We start from the raw sequence: 16,210 nt of genomic DNA, 5'->3' as shown, positions 1-16,210 counted from the left end.
GACCACGACCCCAAAAGCGGATAAAGTTACCCAAGTCGTCCACCCTTTTGTAGGTTTCCTACAACCCTCATCGTAGGGATTGGTAGCCCCCGGCAACCCCGGAACGGCCTCCGATCCGGGAGAGTCAACAACGTGCTCGCCGTACTCTCGCCTGGCCAGGGCTCACAGAAGCCAGGCTTCCTCACTCCGTGGCTCGACCTCCCCGGTGCTGCCGACCGTCTCCGTGACTGGTCCGGCCATGCCGGCGTCGACCTGATCCACCTCGGCACCGAGGCGGACGCCGAGGAGATCAAGGACACCGCGCGGACTCAGCCCCTGCTGATAGCCGCAGCTCTGCTCGCCGCGGAACACCTGCCGCTCGCGGGCTCCGTCGTCGTCGCCGGCCACAGCGTCGGTGAGCTCGGCGCGGCCTCGATCGCCGGCGTGCTGCCGGCGGAGGCCGCGATCACGCTGGCCGGAGTCCGCGGACGGGCGATGGCCGCGGCCTGCGCCCTGGAGCAGTCCGGCATGAGCGCCGTCCTGGGCGGCGACCCGGACGAGGTGGTCGCCACCATCGAGAAGCACGGGCTGCACGCGGCCAACCGCAACGGCGCCGGCCAGATCGTCGCGGCCGGCTCGCTCGAAGGGCTCGCCGCGTTCGCCGCCGAGCCGCCGGAGAAAGCCAAGATCGTCGCGCTGAAGGTCGCCGGGGCGTTCCACACGCCGTACATGGCGCCCGCCGAGTCCGAGCTGGCCGCCGCCGCGGCCGGCATCGAGGCCCACGACCCCGGCCGGACGCTGCTCTCCAACTTCGACGGCACCGCCGTCACCGAGGGCCGGGAGGTGCTGCGGCGCCTGGTCCAGCAGGTCACCTCGCCGGTGCGCTGGGACCTCTGCATGAACACGCTGAAGGAGCTGGGCGTCACCGGCATCATCGAGCTGCCGCCGGCCGGCACGCTCGCCGGCCTGGTCAAGCGCGAGTTCCGGCCGATCGGCGTCCCGGAGACGGTCACCCTGAACACCCCGGACGACCTGCCCGCGGCCCTCGACCTGATCGCACGGCACAGCGCACAGCAATGACACACCCCACACACCACCCCGTTGCGCTCGCCGCGCCCCAAGGAGGAACACGATGACGGGTTCCCGCATCGTCGCGATGGGCCACTACCAGCCCTCTCGCGTGGTCACCAACGACGACCTGGCCATGACCCTGGACACGAACGACGCGTGGATCCGGGACCGGGTCGGGATCGCCGAGCGGCGCATCGCCGACCACGCCGAGTCGGTCGCCGACATGGCCACCATCGCCGCCGAGAAGGCGCTCGCCGCCTCCGGCATCGCGGCCACCGACATCGACCTGGTCGTCGTGGCCACCTGCTCGGCGATCGACCGGTGCCCGAACGTGGCCGCCGAGGTCTCGCACCGGCTCGGCATCCTCGCCCCGGGCGCGTTCGACATCAACACCGCCTGCTCCGGTTTCTCGTACGCGCTGGGCAACGCCGACAACGCGATCCGGGCCGGCGCCTCGCGCAACGCCCTGGTGATCGGCGCGGAGAAGCTGTCCGACGTGATCGACTGGTCGGACCGCACCACCGCCATCCTGTTCGGCGACGCCGCCGGTGCCGCGGTCCTGACCGCCACCGCCGACGACGAGGAGCACGGCGTCGGGCCGGTCATCTGGGGATCCGCCCCGGAGAAGGGCGAGGCCCTGACCATCGCGGGCTGGCGGCCGTACATCAAGCAGAACGGCCAGTCGGTCTTCCGCTGGGCCACCACCGCTCTCGCGCCGTTCGCGCTCGAGGCGTGCCGCCGGGCCGGGGTCGACCCGTCCGAACTGGCCGCGTTCGTGCCGCACCAGGCGAACACCCGCATCATCGACGCCATCGTGAGGAAGCTCGGCGTCGGGCCCGACACGATCGTCGTCAAGGACCTCGTCGAGTCCGGGAACACCTCGGCCGCGAGCGTCCCCCTGGCCCTGTCCAAGCTGATCGAGCGCCGTGAGGTGCCCTCCGGGGCACCGGTGCTGCTCTTCGGCTTCGGCGGCGGCCTCACCTACGCCGGACAGGTCATCCGCTGCCCGTGAGCAGCACCCTTCCGTCGACACATCGCACCATCGAGAGGAAAGAATCCGAAATGGCAACTCGCGCAGAGATCACCTCCGGCCTTGCTGAGATCCTCGAGGAGGTCGCCGGGGTGAACCCGGACGACGTCGCCGAGGAGAAGTCCTTCACCGACGACCTGGACGTCGACTCGCTGTCCATGGTCGAGGTCGTGGTCGCGGCTGAGGAGAAGTTCGGCGTCAAGATCCCCGACAACGAGGTCCAGAACCTCAAGACCGTCGGCGACGCGGTCACCTACATCGAGGCGAACCACTGACATGAGCAATGTTGACGTCGTCGTCACCGGGCTCGGCGCGACGACCCCGCTGGGCGGGGACGTCGCGTCCACCTGGGACGCCATGCTCGCCGGTCACTCCGGGGTGGGTCCGCTCACCCAGGAGTGGGCCGAGCAACTCCCGGTCCGGATCGGCGCCCTGCTCAAGGTCGACCCCTCCGAGGTCATCGACCGTGTCAAGATGCGGCGCCTGGACCGGGCCGAGGCGATGGCGATCATCGCCGCCAAGGAGGCGTGGGCGGACGCCGGGCTGGCCGGCTCCGGCCTCGACCCGGAACGGCTCGCGGTCTCCTACGGCAGCGGCATCGGTGGTGCGCTGACCCTTCTCGAGCAGGACGACATCCTGGAGAAGTCGGGTCCGCGCCGGGTCAGCCCGCACACCGTGCCGATGCTGATGCCGAACGGGCCGGCCGCCTGGATCGGCATCGAACTCGGCGCTCAGGCCGGCGTCCGCGCCATGGCCAGCGCCTGCGCCACCGGGGCCGAGGCGGTGGCCCTGGGTCTCGACCTGATCCGGGCCGGACGGGCGGACGTGGTGCTGGCCGGCAGCACCGAGGCCGTGGTGCACCCGCTGCCGATCGCCGGTTTCGCCTCGATGCGCGCCATGTCCACCCGCAACGACGAGCCGGAACGGGCCTCACGTCCGTGGGACAAGAATCGGGACGGCTTCGTCCTCGGTGAGGGCGCCGGCGCGATCGTCCTGGAACGCGCCGACCACGCGGCCGCCCGGGGTGCGCGGGTCCACGCCCGCCTGCTCGGTGGTGGCATCACCTCGGACGGCTACGACATCGTCCAGCCGGACCCGGAGTGCAAGGGCGGCATCCGGGCGATGAAGATGGCCATCAAGGACTCCGGCCTGACCGGGGCGGACATCCAGCACGTCAACGCCCACGCCACGTCGACCCCGGTCGGCGACATGGGCGAGATCATCGGCATCAAGGCGGCGATCGGAAGCCACCCGATCCTGACCTCGACCAAGTCGATGACGGGTCACCTGCTCGGCGCGGCCGGCGCCCTGGAGTCGATCGCCACGATCCTCGCCCTGCGCGAGGGCGTCATCCCCCCGACGATCAACCTGGACGACCCGGACGAGCGTCTCGACCTCGAGGTCGCCGCGCACAAGGCGCGGACGGCCGAGATCCAGGCGGCGATGAACAACTCGTTCGGTTTCGGCGGGCACAACGTGGCGCTGATCTTCGGCAAGGCCTGATCAGCCCGTACAGACGAGGAGGGCCCCCGGTGCGCTGCACCGGGGGCCCTCCTCGTTCGCGTCCGGTCACTTCACGCAGGCGCTCCGCGGCAGGCCGGGCACGGCCACCGGAGACCTGCCGGGTGCCTTCGCCTTGCCGGCGATCACCGCGGCCAGAGCGGTCAGCGACAGCTTGCTGGACGAGTACGTGGCGATCAGGGTCGGTGACTTGGCCGACCCCAGCAGCCCCGGGTTGTCCATCATCACGGTGACGCCGGCGTCGGCGTTCAGATCGGCCAGGCCGTCGCCGTAGCCCACCAGGTGCACGACCGTGCCACCGGCCGCCTGAACGGTCACACCGGCGTCCTGGAGGGCCCGGACCAGGTTGGCGCGCGCGGTCTCCCGGGAGCCGGGTGCGGTGACCGTGACCGGCCCGGTGACCAGCGAGCCGGTGCACCGGCCCTTCAGCACGGTGATCGAGGCGGCGTCCAGTGCGGTGACCGCCTGCCGGTGCTGCTCGGAGCCGACCACGGACAGCTCGGGCTGGGTCTTCTGCGCGGTGGTGAACTTCAGCGTCAGGATCCGGGTGACCGCCTCGGTCAGGCGCTCCCGCTTGAGACTGCCGCTCTTCAGGCCGTCCAGGATGCCGTCCCGCGCCGCCCGGATGTCCGGCGGCATCAGCAGCATGTCGTTGCCCGCGTTGAGGGCCCGGACGGCGGCCTCACCGGCCGGCCACTTCTTCGCCGGGGCCATGTTCATCGCGTCGCTGATCGCGACCCCGGTGAACTTGAGCTCACCGCGCAGCACGTCGGTCATCACCTTGTGCGAGAACGTGGCCGCGGTGCCCTTGTCGACCGCCTGCAGGTCGAGGTGGCCGGACATCACCACCCCGGCGCCGGCCCCGATCCCGGCCTTGAACGGCGGCAGGTCCTCCTTCTCCCACTTCGCGCGGGACTGCGCGATCACCGGCAGCTCGTCGTGGCTGTCCCCGGTGGTGTGCCCGTGCCCCGGGAAGTGCTTGAGCGAGGCAGCCACCCCGGCGCTCTGCAGGCCGCGGACCGCCGCCGCGACCTGGGCGCTGTTCACCGCCGGGTCCGCACCGTACGACCGGGAACCGATCACACCGCTGCCCTGCGGTCCGAGAGTGTCGGCGACCGGGGCGAAGTCCACCGTGACACCCATCGCGGCCAGCTCCTCGCCGGCCGCCCGCCAGGCGCCCTCGGTCAGCGACGGCTGGGCCGCGGCCCCGAAGGCCATCGCCGACGGCATCATGGTGACGCCCTCGGTGATCCGGGTGACGACGCCGTACTCCTGGTCGGTGCCGATCATCAGCGGCGCCTGGACCGGGAGCGCGGCGGACGCCTGCTGGAGACCGGCGGTCAGCTTGCGGACCTGCTCGGGGTTCTCCACGTTCGTGGTGGGGTTGGTGTCGCTGGTCGGGTCGCCCGCGGTGAAGCTGACCAGGATCAGGCCGCCCAGCCGGTATTTCGCGATCATCTCGGCCGGGGTGTTCACCCCGGCGAGTTGCTGGTTGCCACCGGCGGCGATCTTGTCGACCTCGGTGGCGGCGCTGCCGTACGCATAGGGCATCAGCACCTGCCCGGCCAGATCCTCGTCGCTGAGCCGGGCCACCGTGGCGGCGGCCCGGGTCGCCGGATCCCCGGTCGGCGCCGGCAGGGCGCTGGAGGGCAGGGCGCTCTCGGGAACGGGTGGCGGCGCGCTGGACGCCGGCGCCACCGGCTCGGCGCCCTCACTCCTGCAAGCCCCGGTGACCAGCAGTAACGGCACGACGACGGCGGCTCGCAGCAGCTTTCTCACGCCCGCCATCGAACCAGTTCGCCGGAAACGTCGCCACTTCAACCCCCGTGTGCACATCTCTCGGGGCATCGGTGTCCGACCGTTTCCGGACACGCCTTCGATCGTCGCAGGCCGCACCTTCGGCTGTTTCCGGCCACGCCTTCGACCGTTTCCGGACACGCCTTCGACCGTTTCCGGACACGGCGAGCCGGCGTGCCGGCACCTGGCCGGCACGCGTGTCGCCCCCGCTCAGCCGACCCGGGTGAGCAGGGTGACCGGGGCGCCGTCACCGGCGTAGCGATATGGCTCGAGTTCGGCGTCCCAGGCGGTGCCGAGCGCCTTGTCCAGCGCATGCGACAGCGCCTCGGGCGCACGGACCGAGGACATGATGGCGCGCAACCGGTCCTCACCGATCTGGATGTCGCCCGACGCGCCCATGACCCCGTGGAAGAGACCGCGGCCGGGGACGTGCATGAAGCGCTCCCCGTCGACGCCCGCACTGGGCTCCTCGGTGACCTCGAACCGGATCATGGGCCACTGTCGCAAGGCAGCAGCCAGCTCGGCGCCAGTACCGGTCCGGCCGGTCCAGGTGCACTCGGCACGCCGCATGCCCGGATCGACCGGTTGCACGGTCCATTGCAGATTGACCGGCGCTGTCAGGACGCGCGCGATCGCCCACTCGACATGCTGGCACACGGCGAGTGGGGTCGAGTGGACGTATACGACGCCACACGTTGGCACGGTGACCTCCCGGAGACCGAGGTGCGTCTTCCCCTACGACCTCGACCGCGGTTGATCGTGTCCCATGATGCCGGGTGGTACTGATGGTGCGCCAGAGAATCCGCAACATCGACTATGGGAGCTGTCGTAGTGGCACACCCTGTGCAACGGCCTTACCTGCTCCGACGGCACGGTCCGAGGGCAGTCGTGTAGAGTTGCCAAAGCCTTTTTCTATTCCTCAAGGAGTGCCGTCGTGGCGAGCAACACCTCAAAGACCGCCCGCGCATCAGTCCGCGCCGGCCAGGGTTCCGGTGGCGCCCTCAGCGTTCTCGGTGAGTTCAAATACCTCATCCCGCTCGCCGACGGCCGCTACGCATATGTGCGGAACCTGACCAATGGCAAGACCACCCACCTCGCGACCGGCTCGGACGCCTTCGTCGAGGAGATCCGCGTCCTGACCGCCGCCGGTCACGGTGCCAAGATCCGTGCCGAGCTCTCCGCGCTCGAGACCTCGAACCCGGGTCACGGCTGGGCCGCCACCGAGAAGCGCCTCGCCGAGGCCGGCGTCTTCGAGGGCTGATCTTCGGTCTTCCGGAAGGCGCTTCGACTGACGTCGGGGCGCCTTCTTCTTGCCCGCTCCAGGCGCTTCTCGGACGCTTTTCCGGTGGTACGACCTACGCGCCGGCCGGCAACCACGGGGTGTCGTGGCTGCACGCGGCCACCTGCCCACGCACGGCCGAGAACGCGACCGCCGGGCCGTAGCGGTGGGTCACCCACCAGATGTCGCGCCTCGCGTCCACAAGCATGCTGTGGATCCGGGGTGTCGCACTCATCACCATCCGCACCGGGCACGTGGCGGATTCCCGACGCTGCGACCCGCTGCAGCCGGGCTCGCGGGGCGGCCTCAGATGCCGCACACGCCACGTTCGACCGCTTCCGACCCCGCGGGGCCGATCTCAGAAGCCGCGGGCGCCACAGCTGAGCCCGAGGGGCCCGCCGGGACGACTCCGGAACGGGCGGGAGGGCGTGGGCGAGGAAGGGGACGGGACGTCTTTGGCCCGTACCCGATGAATCAGCGCAGGAAGTCCACCCAGCCGGTGCTGAGGTCGTAGACCGCGCCCTCGACACGGACCTGTCCGGAGGCGAGCGCCTCGGCGAGACCCGGGTTGATCCGCAGACGGTCGACCGTGCGGGCGACGTGGGCCCGGACCGCCTTCTCCTCGGCGTCCGGATCGTCCAGGCCCACCTCGTGGACCGCCGGCGCGAGTTCGTCCACCAGGTACCCGATGTCCCCACCGGGCTGCTGTCCGGCGCGCAGCGACTGAACGGTGGCGTGCACGGCACCACAGCGCTTGTGGCCGACCACCAGGACGAGCGAGACGCCGAGTTCGCTGACCGCGAAGGCGACCGAGCCGGCCACCGAGCGGTCGAGCACGTGGGCGCCGGACCGGGCCACGCAGATCGAACCGAACGACTGGTCGAACACCGCCTCGAGGGGCACGCGGGAGTCGATGCAGCCGAGCACGATCGAGTGCGGCTGCTGTCCGCTCGCGGTCGCGGCGGCCTGCGTCACGTGGTGTCCGTAACGGGGCTTGCCGTAGACGAACCGTTTGTTGCCGGAGATGAGCTCGCTCAGGGCGGCTGCGGGGGTGCTGACCTGGGTGGCGTCTCGAGTAGCCGTCATGCACACGATTCTCACCGGCACCGGCCGTCGCCATAGTATTTGCGAGCTAACTCACTGTCCGATCCGCGTGGCCTGAACGGATTTGAATCACCACCGAAACATGCTGGTAATAATCGTGATCGCGAGTGATGCTGATGACCCGTGGGTACCTACGGGGACCGTGACCCTCACGGAGGTGCCCATGATCGAGCATTCCGCGGTCGTCATGACCGACGGCGTACGCCTGCACGTCGAGACGTCCGGACCGGTGGACGCGGCGGCGACGGTGATCCTGCTGCACGGCTGGTGCCAGGATCGCCGCACCTGGGAACATCAGGTGTCGGCGCTCGCCGGGCTGGGCCGCAAGGCGCCCCGCGTGGTCGCGTTCGACATCCGCGGCCACGGGCGCTCCGACGCGACCGACATCGGCTCGGCCACCCTGGACCGGCTCGGCGACGACCTGGCCGAGGTGATCGCGCGGTACGCCCCCGAGGGCCCACTCGTCCTGGCCGGCCACTCGATGGGCGGGATGGCCGTGATGGAGTACGCGCACCGCCGTCCCGAGGAGTTCGCCACCCGGGTCGCCGGGCTGCTCCTGGTCTCCACCACGGCCGAGGGCCACGCCCACACCCGGTACGGCCTGCCGCCCCAGGTGGCCACGCTGCTGCGCGCCGGTGAGACGCTCGGGGCCGGCCTGCTCGCCCGGTCCGGGGCCTGGCGCCCGCACCGGGCGGTGCTGCCCGTCCTGCGGCCGGCTCTGCGCTGGCTGCTGTTCGGCGACGAGTGCGCCGAGACGGCGATGCTCACCACGATGCGCGGGTTCGGGCGTGCCCCGCTCAACTCGATCGGCGGTTTCCGCGCCGCGGTCGGCGCCCAGCAGCGGCTGGACACCCTGGCCGCGATCGGGCCCGTCCCGTCCGTCGTGCTGGTCGGCGACCGGGACCGCCTGACCCCGCGGGCCTGCGCCGAGTCGATCGCCGGGGCGCTGCCGGACGCCGAGCTGACCGTGCTGGCCGGTGCCGGGCACATGCTGCCGCTGGAACGCCCGGAGGCGGTGGCCGACGCGTTGACCGGGATCGTGCGCCGGGTGCTGCGCGACGTGAAGCGGGCTCGCAAGAACGAGGTGCGCCGGATGAGCGCGGCCACCCGCTGCCGCAGGGCCGCTTAGTCGTTTTACCGCAAAGCGCACACTGATCGCCGCCCCGGCGACGATCCTGGGAGTTTCGGACGGCCCCGGGGACGCGCCGGAGGGGAGGCCCTGTCGACGCGCCCCGCCGCGCGGGAGTAAGTTCGATTGCCCCCTTCGCGAGAGCGCTGTGGTGGCGTGATGGGGAAGACGCGCATCCCGGGCGGGGCCGCTCGCGTGGTGCGCAGGAAAGGGAGAACTGCCGTCTTGAGCGACGCCACCGTCCTGCAACAGGAGATCGCGACCGAGCAGCTGCACGTGGACCGGGTCTACTCCCGGCTCGTCGAGCTGCGGCGGGACGCGTCCAGGGCCGAGAAGGAGGGCTACCGGCAGGCCGGCGTCGGCACCTTCGGCGCACTGGTGGAACGCGACGCGATGGTCTTCCACGCGGCGCGCCGCCGGCACGCGCTCGACACCGAATACGAGGGTCTGGTCTTCGGTCGCCTCGACCTGAACACCGGAGCCGTGCACTACGTGGGCCGGATGGGCATCCGGGACGAGGATTCCAAGCCGCTGGTGGTGGACTGGCGGGCGCCGGCCGCGGCCGCGTTCTACCGGGCCACCCCGGCCGATCCGCTCGGCGTGGTCCGCCGCCGCATGATCCAGTCGAACCGCGAGAAGGTCACCGGCATCGAGGACGACCTCCTCGACCCGGAGGCAGCACCGGACGGCATGCGGATCGTCGGCGACGGCGCCCTGCTGGCCAGCCTCTCCAAGGCGACCGGTCACGGGATGCGCGACATCGTCTCCACCATCCAGCGGGAGCAGGACGACGCGATCCGCTCCCCCGCCGGCGGGGTGACGATCGTGACCGGCGGCCCGGGCACCGGGAAGACCGCGGTCGCGCTGCACCGGGCGGCCTACCTGCTCTACTCGGACCGCAGCCGTTTCGCCGGCGGCGGCATCCTGGTGGTCGGACCGTCCGGCGTCTTCGTGGAGTACATCGCGACGGTGCTGCCGTCGCTCGGCGAGGAGACGGCGTCGCTGCGCTCGCTGGGATCGCTCGTACCGGCCTGGAACGCGACGAGGGTCGACCCGGGCGACGTCGCGGCGATCAAGGGCTCGCTGCGGATGCGACGGGTCCTGGAGCGCGCCTCGCACGACACGGTGCCGGGCGCCCCCACCGAGTTGCGGATGCTCTACCGGGGGATGCTGCTGCGGCTGGACGCCGCCACCCTGGAGAAGATCCGCCGGCAGGCCCTGCCGCGGGGCGCGCGCCGCAACGAGGTCCGCGGGCACGGCTTCGACCGGGTCTTCAACGAGCTGTGGGCGCAGGCCCGCGAGCAGAAGACCGGCAGCCTGCCGGAGAAGCGCGAGTTCGAGGCGGAACTGGCCGACCGCACCGACTTCCGGGAGTTCCTCAAGGCGTGGTGGCCGCGCTTCACCCCGATGCGGGTGCTGCGCTGGCTGGCCGATCCGCGACGGCTCCGGGCGTACACGAACGGTCTGCTCTCCCGGGAGGAGGTCGCCGCGTTGCAGGGCTCGTTCGACGGCCTGGACGAGCACGGCCCGACGATCGCCGACGTGGCGCTGCTCGACGAGCTGGACGAGCTGATGGGCCGCCCCCGCAAGGCGCAGAAGAAGTCGAAGAACCCGTTCCACGTCCGGGACGGGATCCAGGAGGTCAGCACGTTCGCCGACCGGCAGGCGGCGGCCCGCGCCCAGCAGGTGCACCGCGAGGACGACTACCGCGAGTACGCCCACGTGGTGGTGGACGAGTCGCAGGACGTCACGCCGATGCAGTGGCGGATGATCGGGCGGCGCGGGCAGTACGCGTCCTGGACGATCGTCGGCGACCCGGCGCAGACCGCCTGGTCCGGTGACGCGGAGGAGCTGGAGCGGGCCCGGGAGCGGGCGCTGGGCTCCCGCAAGCGCAACAGTTACGCGCTGACCACGAACTACCGCAACTCCTCGGAGATCTTCGAGGTGGCCGCCCGGGTGATCCGGACGATCATGCCGGATCTGCCGCTGCCGTCGGCGGTCCGCAGCACCGGTGTGCCGCCGGACGACGTGGTCACCGACGCCGGCCGGCTGCCGGAGGTGGTCCGTGAGCTCGCCGAGAAGCAGCTGACCGAGGTGGACGGCACGATCGGCGTGATCACGCCGGTGCCGCGGCGCGACGAGGCGGCCGGCTGGCTCACCGGCCTGCCGGAGCGGGTGCAGGTGGTCACCGCGCTGGAGGCCAAGGGCATGGAGTACGACGCGGTGGTCCTGGTCGAACCGAAGCAGATCGCGACGGACGACGCCGGGGTCCGCACCCTCTACGTGGCGCTGTCGCGTGCCACGCAGCGTCTGACGACCGTGGGCACGGTCCCCGGCTGGTTGCCCTAGGGGATCGCCACGGAGACGGCGGTGTAGGCCGTCTCCGGCGTCGGCGTGGTGGTGAAGCGGGCGTTCGGCAGATAGAACCGCCCGCCGAACTCGGCGATGGTGGTCGGCACGTCGAACCCGGGGTCGCCGGTGCGGGAGAGCACCGTGCCGGCGGTTCCGGACCGGTCCAGCGCGATCTTGGTGATCACGTTGTTGCGGTTCTCCACCACGTACAGCGTGCGGCCGCGCAGCCAGAGGCCGTCCCCGAAGGCGACGGTCTCCCCGGCCAGGCCGATCTCGGTGGTGACCCCGGCCGGGGTCACCCGGAACAGCTTGCCGGTGTTGGACTGCACGATGATCAGCGCGCGGCCGTCCGGCGTGGCGCTGATGCCGTTGGCGTTGTTGCCGGCCAGCAACTCGAGGTCGCCGGTGAGCGGCACCGCGACGGCCGCCTCCGGCAGCGCACCGCCCTTGCCGAGGGGCAGTTTGAACAGGGTGAGGCTGCGCGAGTCGGTGAACCAGGCGGCGCCACCGGTGACGATCACGTCGTTGATGAACGGCGCGTCGGCGGCGGGACGCAGCGGATAGGTCCGCAGCAGCCGCCCGGTCCGCTCGTCGTAGACGCGGGCGTCGCCACCCGCGCCGCCGGCCACGAACAGCCGGCCGCCGGACAGTTTCATGCCGAGTGACGCGGTGCCGGGGCCCGCGGCGAAGGTGGAACCCTCCGCGGTCCGCAGGTCCACGCGCAGGATGTCGCCGGTGACGCGGGAGCCGAAGTAGGCGTACGGCTTCGCGCCGATCGCCACACCTTCGGGCTGGAAACCGCTCGGCAGGGTGATTGTGCCGGGTAGTGCGCTGGTCTGCGCCGCCGCGGCGGGCTGGGCGGCTACGGTCACCGCCAGGATGGCGCAGAGGACGTTCGCAAGGGTACGGCGAAGCACGAACACTTCCTTTCCGTTGCAGAACGGGTCGTCATGATTCCAACCCACTATGACCCCGCCCACAACCGGAGGAGGGTGAGACATGGGAGCCGGTCACGATCACGGCGCCCGGAGGCAGGGCGGACAGCACCGCGGACGCCTCTGGTGGGCCGCCGGTCTGCTCACCGCGGTCATGCTCGCCGAGGCCGTGGCGGCCGGGCTGACCGGTTCGCTCGCCCTGCTCTCCGATGCCGGGCACATGTTCACCGACGTGCTGGCCATCGCGATGACCCTGGCCGCGATCACCGCCGCGGACCGGCACGGGGGCACCGACTCCCGGCGCACCTTCGGCCTGTACCGACTGGAGGTGCTGGCCGCCCTCGCCAACGCGCTGCTGCTCACCGCGGTCGCCGGGTTCGTCCTGGTGCAGGCGGTCCGGCGGTTCACCGATCCGCCCGAGGTGCCGGCCGGATGGATGCTGGTGGTCGCGCTCGGCGGTCTCGCCGCGAACGTGGTGGCCTTCGTGCTGCTGCGGTCCGGGGCACGGGACAACATCGGGGTACGCGGTGCGTACCTGGAGGTGCTCGGCGATCTGCTCGGTTCGGCGGGGGTGATCGTGGCGGCCCTGGTCATCGCGGGGACCGGGTGGGCGTACGCGGATCCGATCGTCGCCGTGGTGGTGGCGCTGATGATCCTGCCCCGGACCTTCGCGCTCGGCCGCTCGGCGGTGCGCATCCTGGTGCAGGCCGCCCCGGAGCGTCTCGACATCACCGCGGTCCGCGCCCGCCTGGCAGCCGTCCCCGGCGTCTGCGATGTACACGATCTGCACGTCTGGACATTGACCTCGGGCATGGACGTGGCGTCGGCGCATCTGCGGCTGGACGCGGCGGCCGAGTTCGGGACGGTGCTCACCCGCGCCCGGGAGGCTCTGCACGAGGACTTCGCCATCGATCACGCCACCCTGCAGGTGGAACCGGCCGACACGGATCGACACTGCTCGCCGACCGGTTGGTGACGTGTGGGGCAGAAGTTCTTTCTGCGATCTCCCACGCCGATTGCGCAAAAAGATAACAATGCGAATCATGAGTGACGGCCGGGTCATGGTCTTCGCGCCGGCTCCCCAGCTGACGGTGACCATCGAGCAACACCACGACGAGCCCGAACTGCACGTGCATCCCGGCGGCCAGGGCATCTGGCAGACCCGGATGATCACGTTGCTGGGCGCCCGGGTGACGCTCTGCGCGGCCGCCGGCGGGGAGGTCGGCCGGGTGCTGAGCCCCCTGCTCGAACAACTGACCGGGGTGACCCTGCGCCTGGTGATGCGCGAGCACGGCAGCGGGTGGTACGTCCACGACCGCCGCGGCGGCACCCGCGAGGAGATCGCCGAGCGGCCCGGCGTCCCGCTGTCCCGCCACGAACTGGACGAGCTCTACAACCTGAGCCTGGCCGAGGGCCTGCGGGCCGGCATCGCCGTCCTCAGCGGACCGGCACACCCGTCGGTGATCCACCCGGACGTGTACGGCCGGCTCGCCGCCGATCTGCGCGCCAACGGTTGCCGGGTGATCGCCGACCTGTGCGGCCGGCACCTGGCCGCGGTCCTGGAGGCCGGCATCTCGGTTCTGAAGATCAGCCACGAGGAGCTGATCGCCGACGGCACGGCCCCGGACGGCAGCACCGCCGCGCTGACCGAGGCGCTGATCAAACTGCATGACGGCGGCGCCGAGACGGTGCTGCTGTCCCGGGCCGACGAGGGCGCCCTGGCCCTGATCGACGGCGAGATCCACGAGGTGGCCCTGCCCCGCCTCACCCCGGCCGAGCACCGGGGCGCCGGGGACTCGATGACGGCCGGCGTGGCGGCGGTCCTGGCCCGCGGGGGCCCGATGCACGAGGCGGTCCGCACCGGCACCGCGGCGGGCGCACTGAACGTCACCCGGCACGGCTTGGGCACCGGCCACGTCGACGCGGTCCGGGTCCTGACCGAACGCGTCCGGCTGACTCCGATGAAGAAGGAATCATGAGCGCCGTAGCGGGCAATCAGCCGCCAATGAGAATCCTCATCACGAACGACGACGGCATCGACGCGCCCGGGATCCGCTGGCTGGCCCGGGCCACCGCCCACGCCGGCCACGAGGTGGTGGTCGCCGCCCCGCTGAGCGAGGCGAGCGGCAGCAGCGCCGCGATGACCGCCGTGGTCCAGGACGGCAAGATCGTCTCGCAGCGCCGCGAGCTGGCCGGTGCCAAGAACATCCCGGCGTACGGGGTGGCGGCCTCGCCCGCCTACATCGTGCTGCTGGCCCTGCGGGACGCCTTCGGGCCACCGCCGGACGTCGTGCTCTCCGGGATCAACCGGGGCGCCAACGCCGGGGCCGCGGTGGTGCACTCCGGGACCGTCGGGGCCACCCTGACCGCCTCGCACGCCGGCCTGCACGGGTTCGCCGTCTCGCTGGACGTGCTCACCCCGGCCGCGGCCACGGCCGCCAGCGGGGGCGCCGCCATCGCGGCCCTCGACCACATCGACGACGAGAAGCACCACTGGGGCAGCGCCGCCGACCTGGCGGTCCGGCTGCTGCCGTCGCTGCTGCACACCCCACCCGGGACGGTCTTCAACCTGAACGTGCCGGACCTGCACGTCGACGGCATCCGCGGGTTGCGGCAGGCGTCACTGGCCCGGTTCGGCCAGGTGCAGATGAGCATCGCCGAGGCCGGTGACGGTTATGTCCGGACCGCGGTGCAGGCCGCCGAGGAGGACCTCGATCCGGGCACCGACCTGGCCGCCCTGGCCGAGAACTTCGCGGTGATCACGCCGATCCGGGCCCCCTCGGAGGACCCGGGGGTGCGGATCAGCCTGGACGGCATCAAGTTCCAGAGCCCGGCCTACTAGCCCCGGGCCCTGGAGAAGGACGGATGTCAGGCGCCGGCGGCGGTCACCGCGTCCTCGTGGGGCTGTGGATTGCCGAAGAGGCCCAGCAGCCCGGTCACCCAGAGCTGGCGGTGGGCGAAACGACTGGGCCTGGTCACCACGACCTTGACCCCGCTGACGCCGGCCAGCTGGAACGCGGCCACCAGGGCGCTGATCCCCACCGAGTCGATGAAGGTCACGTGCTGCATGTTGAGCTCGATACGCACCGGGGTGCAGTCGGCCAACTGCGCGGCCACGGCTTCGCGGATCTCGTATGCGTTCTCGACGTCGATCTCGCCGCGCGGCGAGACCTCCACTGCACCGTCGGCCAGCGTCGACGTCGTTATCGACAGCGTCACGCCTCTTCCCTCCACCCGCCCGGCGGGTCCGGGCGTCGTTTCCTGTTACGCGGTTCGGTCCGCGCGTCGCACCTCTGCCACGCGCCGCCCTGTCAGCCAGGGCCGAAGGACTACCCCCGGAAGGTTCGGTGAAACTGCACGAAACGTTAGGACCCGAACCTGTCAGACACCTGAGTGGCCGGTGTGGACGAGGTCAACAGTACTGCGCGACGTCAAATCGTTTTGGAACCGTAATGCGGACGTTTGCGGATTCGATAATTCGGGCAACTAGGCCCTCAGGGGCCTGTCGAGGAGGTAGACCGACGATGTTCGCAAGCAGGAAGAGCCGGGCCGAGCACACGGCCGTCCAGGCATGGGAGTACCTGTCCGAAGCCATGTCGACGGCCGGCGAAAGCGCCAAAGGTGCAGGCCGGGCGACCGCCGGAGTCGCCGAACGCGCCGGACGGCGGACCCGGGGACTGGCCGGGCGGACAGGAGATCGGGTGACCTCGGTCACCGACGAGGCCCGGGTCAGGGCCATCGCCGCCGCGGACGCGCTCGCCGGGCGCAGCCCGGGACGCCCGTGGGGCCTGATCACCGGCGCGATTCTGGCCGGTGCGGCGATCGGCTGGGTGGCCGCGACCACCGCCCGGGCAGCGCTGCAACGCCAGGCAGAGGACGAGGAGAGCGAACTGGCCGAGACCGCGATCGTGGTCACGCCGTCGTACGACGAGCCCTGACCCCGGCCGCGAGCAGGCTCTTTCGGGGCCAACCGCCGACCCTCCCGTTGCGAGCGGACCCTCTGTACAGTTGGG

At 71.3% G+C, this 16,210-nt stretch carries 17 protein-coding genes; 11 read left to right on the top strand and 6 right to left on the bottom strand.

Annotated elements, in window-relative coordinates; translation table 11 throughout:
• Positions 1-132 precede the first annotated feature (132 nt).
• The 4 genes from QSK32_RS10080 to fabF are packed head-to-tail and all read left to right on the top strand — an operon-like array spanning position 133 to position 3,583.
• Positions 133-1,059, top strand: a complete 927-nt coding sequence (locus QSK32_RS10080) for an ACP S-malonyltransferase (protein WP_285471732.1) — start codon at positions 133-135, stop codon at positions 1,057-1,059.
• 52 nt (positions 1,060-1,111) lie between these two features.
• Positions 1,112-2,062, top strand: a complete 951-nt coding sequence (locus tag QSK32_RS10075) for a beta-ketoacyl-ACP synthase III (protein ID WP_285471731.1) — start codon at positions 1,112-1,114, stop codon at positions 2,060-2,062.
• A gap of 50 nt (positions 2,063-2,112) precedes the next feature.
• A complete protein-coding gene (locus QSK32_RS10070; protein ID WP_043525374.1) occupies positions 2,113-2,355 on the top strand; it encodes an acyl carrier protein in 243 nt (80 codons plus the stop codon).
• 1 nt (position 2,356) lies between these two features.
• Positions 2,357-3,583 carry a beta-ketoacyl-ACP synthase II gene (gene fabF / locus QSK32_RS10065; protein WP_045743473.1) on the top strand — a complete coding sequence of 409 codons (1,227 nt, stop codon included), beginning with the start codon at positions 2,357-2,359 and terminating at the stop codon, positions 3,581-3,583.
• A gap of 66 nt (positions 3,584-3,649) precedes the next feature.
• Here fabF and QSK32_RS10060 read toward each other — a convergent pair whose 3' ends face one another.
• On the bottom strand, positions 3,650-5,380 hold the full coding sequence (locus tag QSK32_RS10060; protein WP_502872520.1) for a glycoside hydrolase family 3 protein: 1,731 nt from the start codon (positions 5,378-5,380) through the stop codon (positions 3,650-3,652).
• A gap of 228 nt (positions 5,381-5,608) precedes the next feature.
• The gene (locus QSK32_RS10055) at positions 5,609-6,100 is read right to left on the bottom strand and encodes a DUF3145 domain-containing protein (protein ID WP_045743471.1); all 492 of its coding nucleotides are present in this window, start codon (positions 6,098-6,100) and stop codon (positions 5,609-5,611) included.
• Positions 6,101-6,332: 232 nt separating this feature from the next.
• Here QSK32_RS10055 and QSK32_RS10050 point away from each other — a divergent pair, with 232 nt between their 5' ends.
• Positions 6,333-6,659, top strand: coding sequence for a hypothetical protein (locus tag QSK32_RS10050; protein WP_045743470.1), 327 nt, complete (start codon positions 6,333-6,335; stop codon positions 6,657-6,659).
• A 94-nt stretch (positions 6,660-6,753) separates the two neighbouring features.
• Here QSK32_RS10050 and QSK32_RS10045 read toward each other — a convergent pair whose 3' ends face one another.
• Together QSK32_RS10045 and QSK32_RS10040 are read right to left on the bottom strand one after the other, a co-directional pair.
• Positions 6,754-6,912 (bottom strand): hypothetical protein, encoded by a 159-nt coding sequence (locus QSK32_RS10045; protein ID WP_157411104.1) that lies wholly within the window; start codon positions 6,910-6,912, stop codon positions 6,754-6,756.
• 239 nt (positions 6,913-7,151) lie between these two features.
• A complete protein-coding gene (locus QSK32_RS10040) occupies positions 7,152-7,763 on the bottom strand; it encodes a carbonic anhydrase (protein WP_045743469.1) in 612 nt (203 codons plus the stop codon).
• 181 nt (positions 7,764-7,944) lie between these two features.
• Here QSK32_RS10040 and QSK32_RS10035 point away from each other — a divergent pair, with 181 nt between their 5' ends.
• The gene (locus tag QSK32_RS10035; protein WP_045743541.1) at positions 7,945-8,910 is read left to right on the top strand and encodes an alpha/beta fold hydrolase; all 966 of its coding nucleotides are present in this window, start codon (positions 7,945-7,947) and stop codon (positions 8,908-8,910) included.
• A 225-nt stretch (positions 8,911-9,135) separates the two neighbouring features.
• A complete protein-coding gene (locus QSK32_RS10030; protein WP_045743468.1) occupies positions 9,136-11,259 on the top strand; it encodes a HelD family protein in 2,124 nt (707 codons plus the stop codon).
• On the opposite strand, the gene QSK32_RS10025 is transcribed toward QSK32_RS10030, so the two are convergent.
• Entirely contained in the window at positions 11,256-12,179 is a 924-nt protein-coding gene (locus QSK32_RS10025) for an SMP-30/gluconolactonase/LRE family protein (protein ID WP_285471729.1), read from the bottom strand. The two genes, QSK32_RS10030 and QSK32_RS10025, sit on opposite strands and share 4 nt — an antisense overlap.
• Before the next feature lie 82 nt (positions 12,180-12,261).
• Here QSK32_RS10025 and QSK32_RS10020 point away from each other — a divergent pair, with 82 nt between their 5' ends.
• The 3 genes from QSK32_RS10020 to surE are packed head-to-tail and all read left to right on the top strand — an operon-like array spanning position 12,262 to position 15,039.
• Positions 12,262-13,173 (top strand): cation diffusion facilitator family transporter, encoded by a 912-nt coding sequence (locus tag QSK32_RS10020; RefSeq protein ID WP_045743467.1) that lies wholly within the window; start codon positions 12,262-12,264, stop codon positions 13,171-13,173.
• A gap of 58 nt (positions 13,174-13,231) precedes the next feature.
• A complete protein-coding gene (locus QSK32_RS10015; RefSeq protein ID WP_285471728.1) occupies positions 13,232-14,176 on the top strand; it encodes a 1-phosphofructokinase family hexose kinase in 945 nt (314 codons plus the stop codon).
• A 26-nt stretch (positions 14,177-14,202) separates the two neighbouring features.
• Complete coding sequence (surE, locus tag QSK32_RS10010; RefSeq protein ID WP_083449124.1) at positions 14,203-15,039, top strand: 5'/3'-nucleotidase SurE; 837 nt, start codon at positions 14,203-14,205, stop codon at positions 15,037-15,039.
• 26 nt (positions 15,040-15,065) lie between these two features.
• On the opposite strand, the gene QSK32_RS10005 is transcribed toward surE, so the two are convergent.
• The gene (locus QSK32_RS10005) at positions 15,066-15,416 is read right to left on the bottom strand and encodes an STAS domain-containing protein (RefSeq protein ID WP_045743465.1); all 351 of its coding nucleotides are present in this window, start codon (positions 15,414-15,416) and stop codon (positions 15,066-15,068) included.
• A 305-nt stretch (positions 15,417-15,721) separates the two neighbouring features.
• Between QSK32_RS10005 and QSK32_RS10000 the strand changes: the two genes are divergently transcribed.
• Positions 15,722-16,135, top strand: a complete 414-nt coding sequence (locus QSK32_RS10000) for a hypothetical protein (RefSeq protein WP_045743464.1) — start codon at positions 15,722-15,724, stop codon at positions 16,133-16,135.
• Positions 16,136-16,210: the final 75 nt, after the last annotated feature.

The organism is Actinoplanes sp. NBRC 101535, from assembly GCF_030269225.1.
GTDB lineage: Bacteria > Actinomycetota > Actinomycetes > Mycobacteriales > Micromonosporaceae > Actinoplanes > Actinoplanes rectilineatus.
The sequence above is the reverse complement of the archived record's forward strand: the minus strand, read 5'-3'. Positions and strand labels throughout refer to the sequence as shown.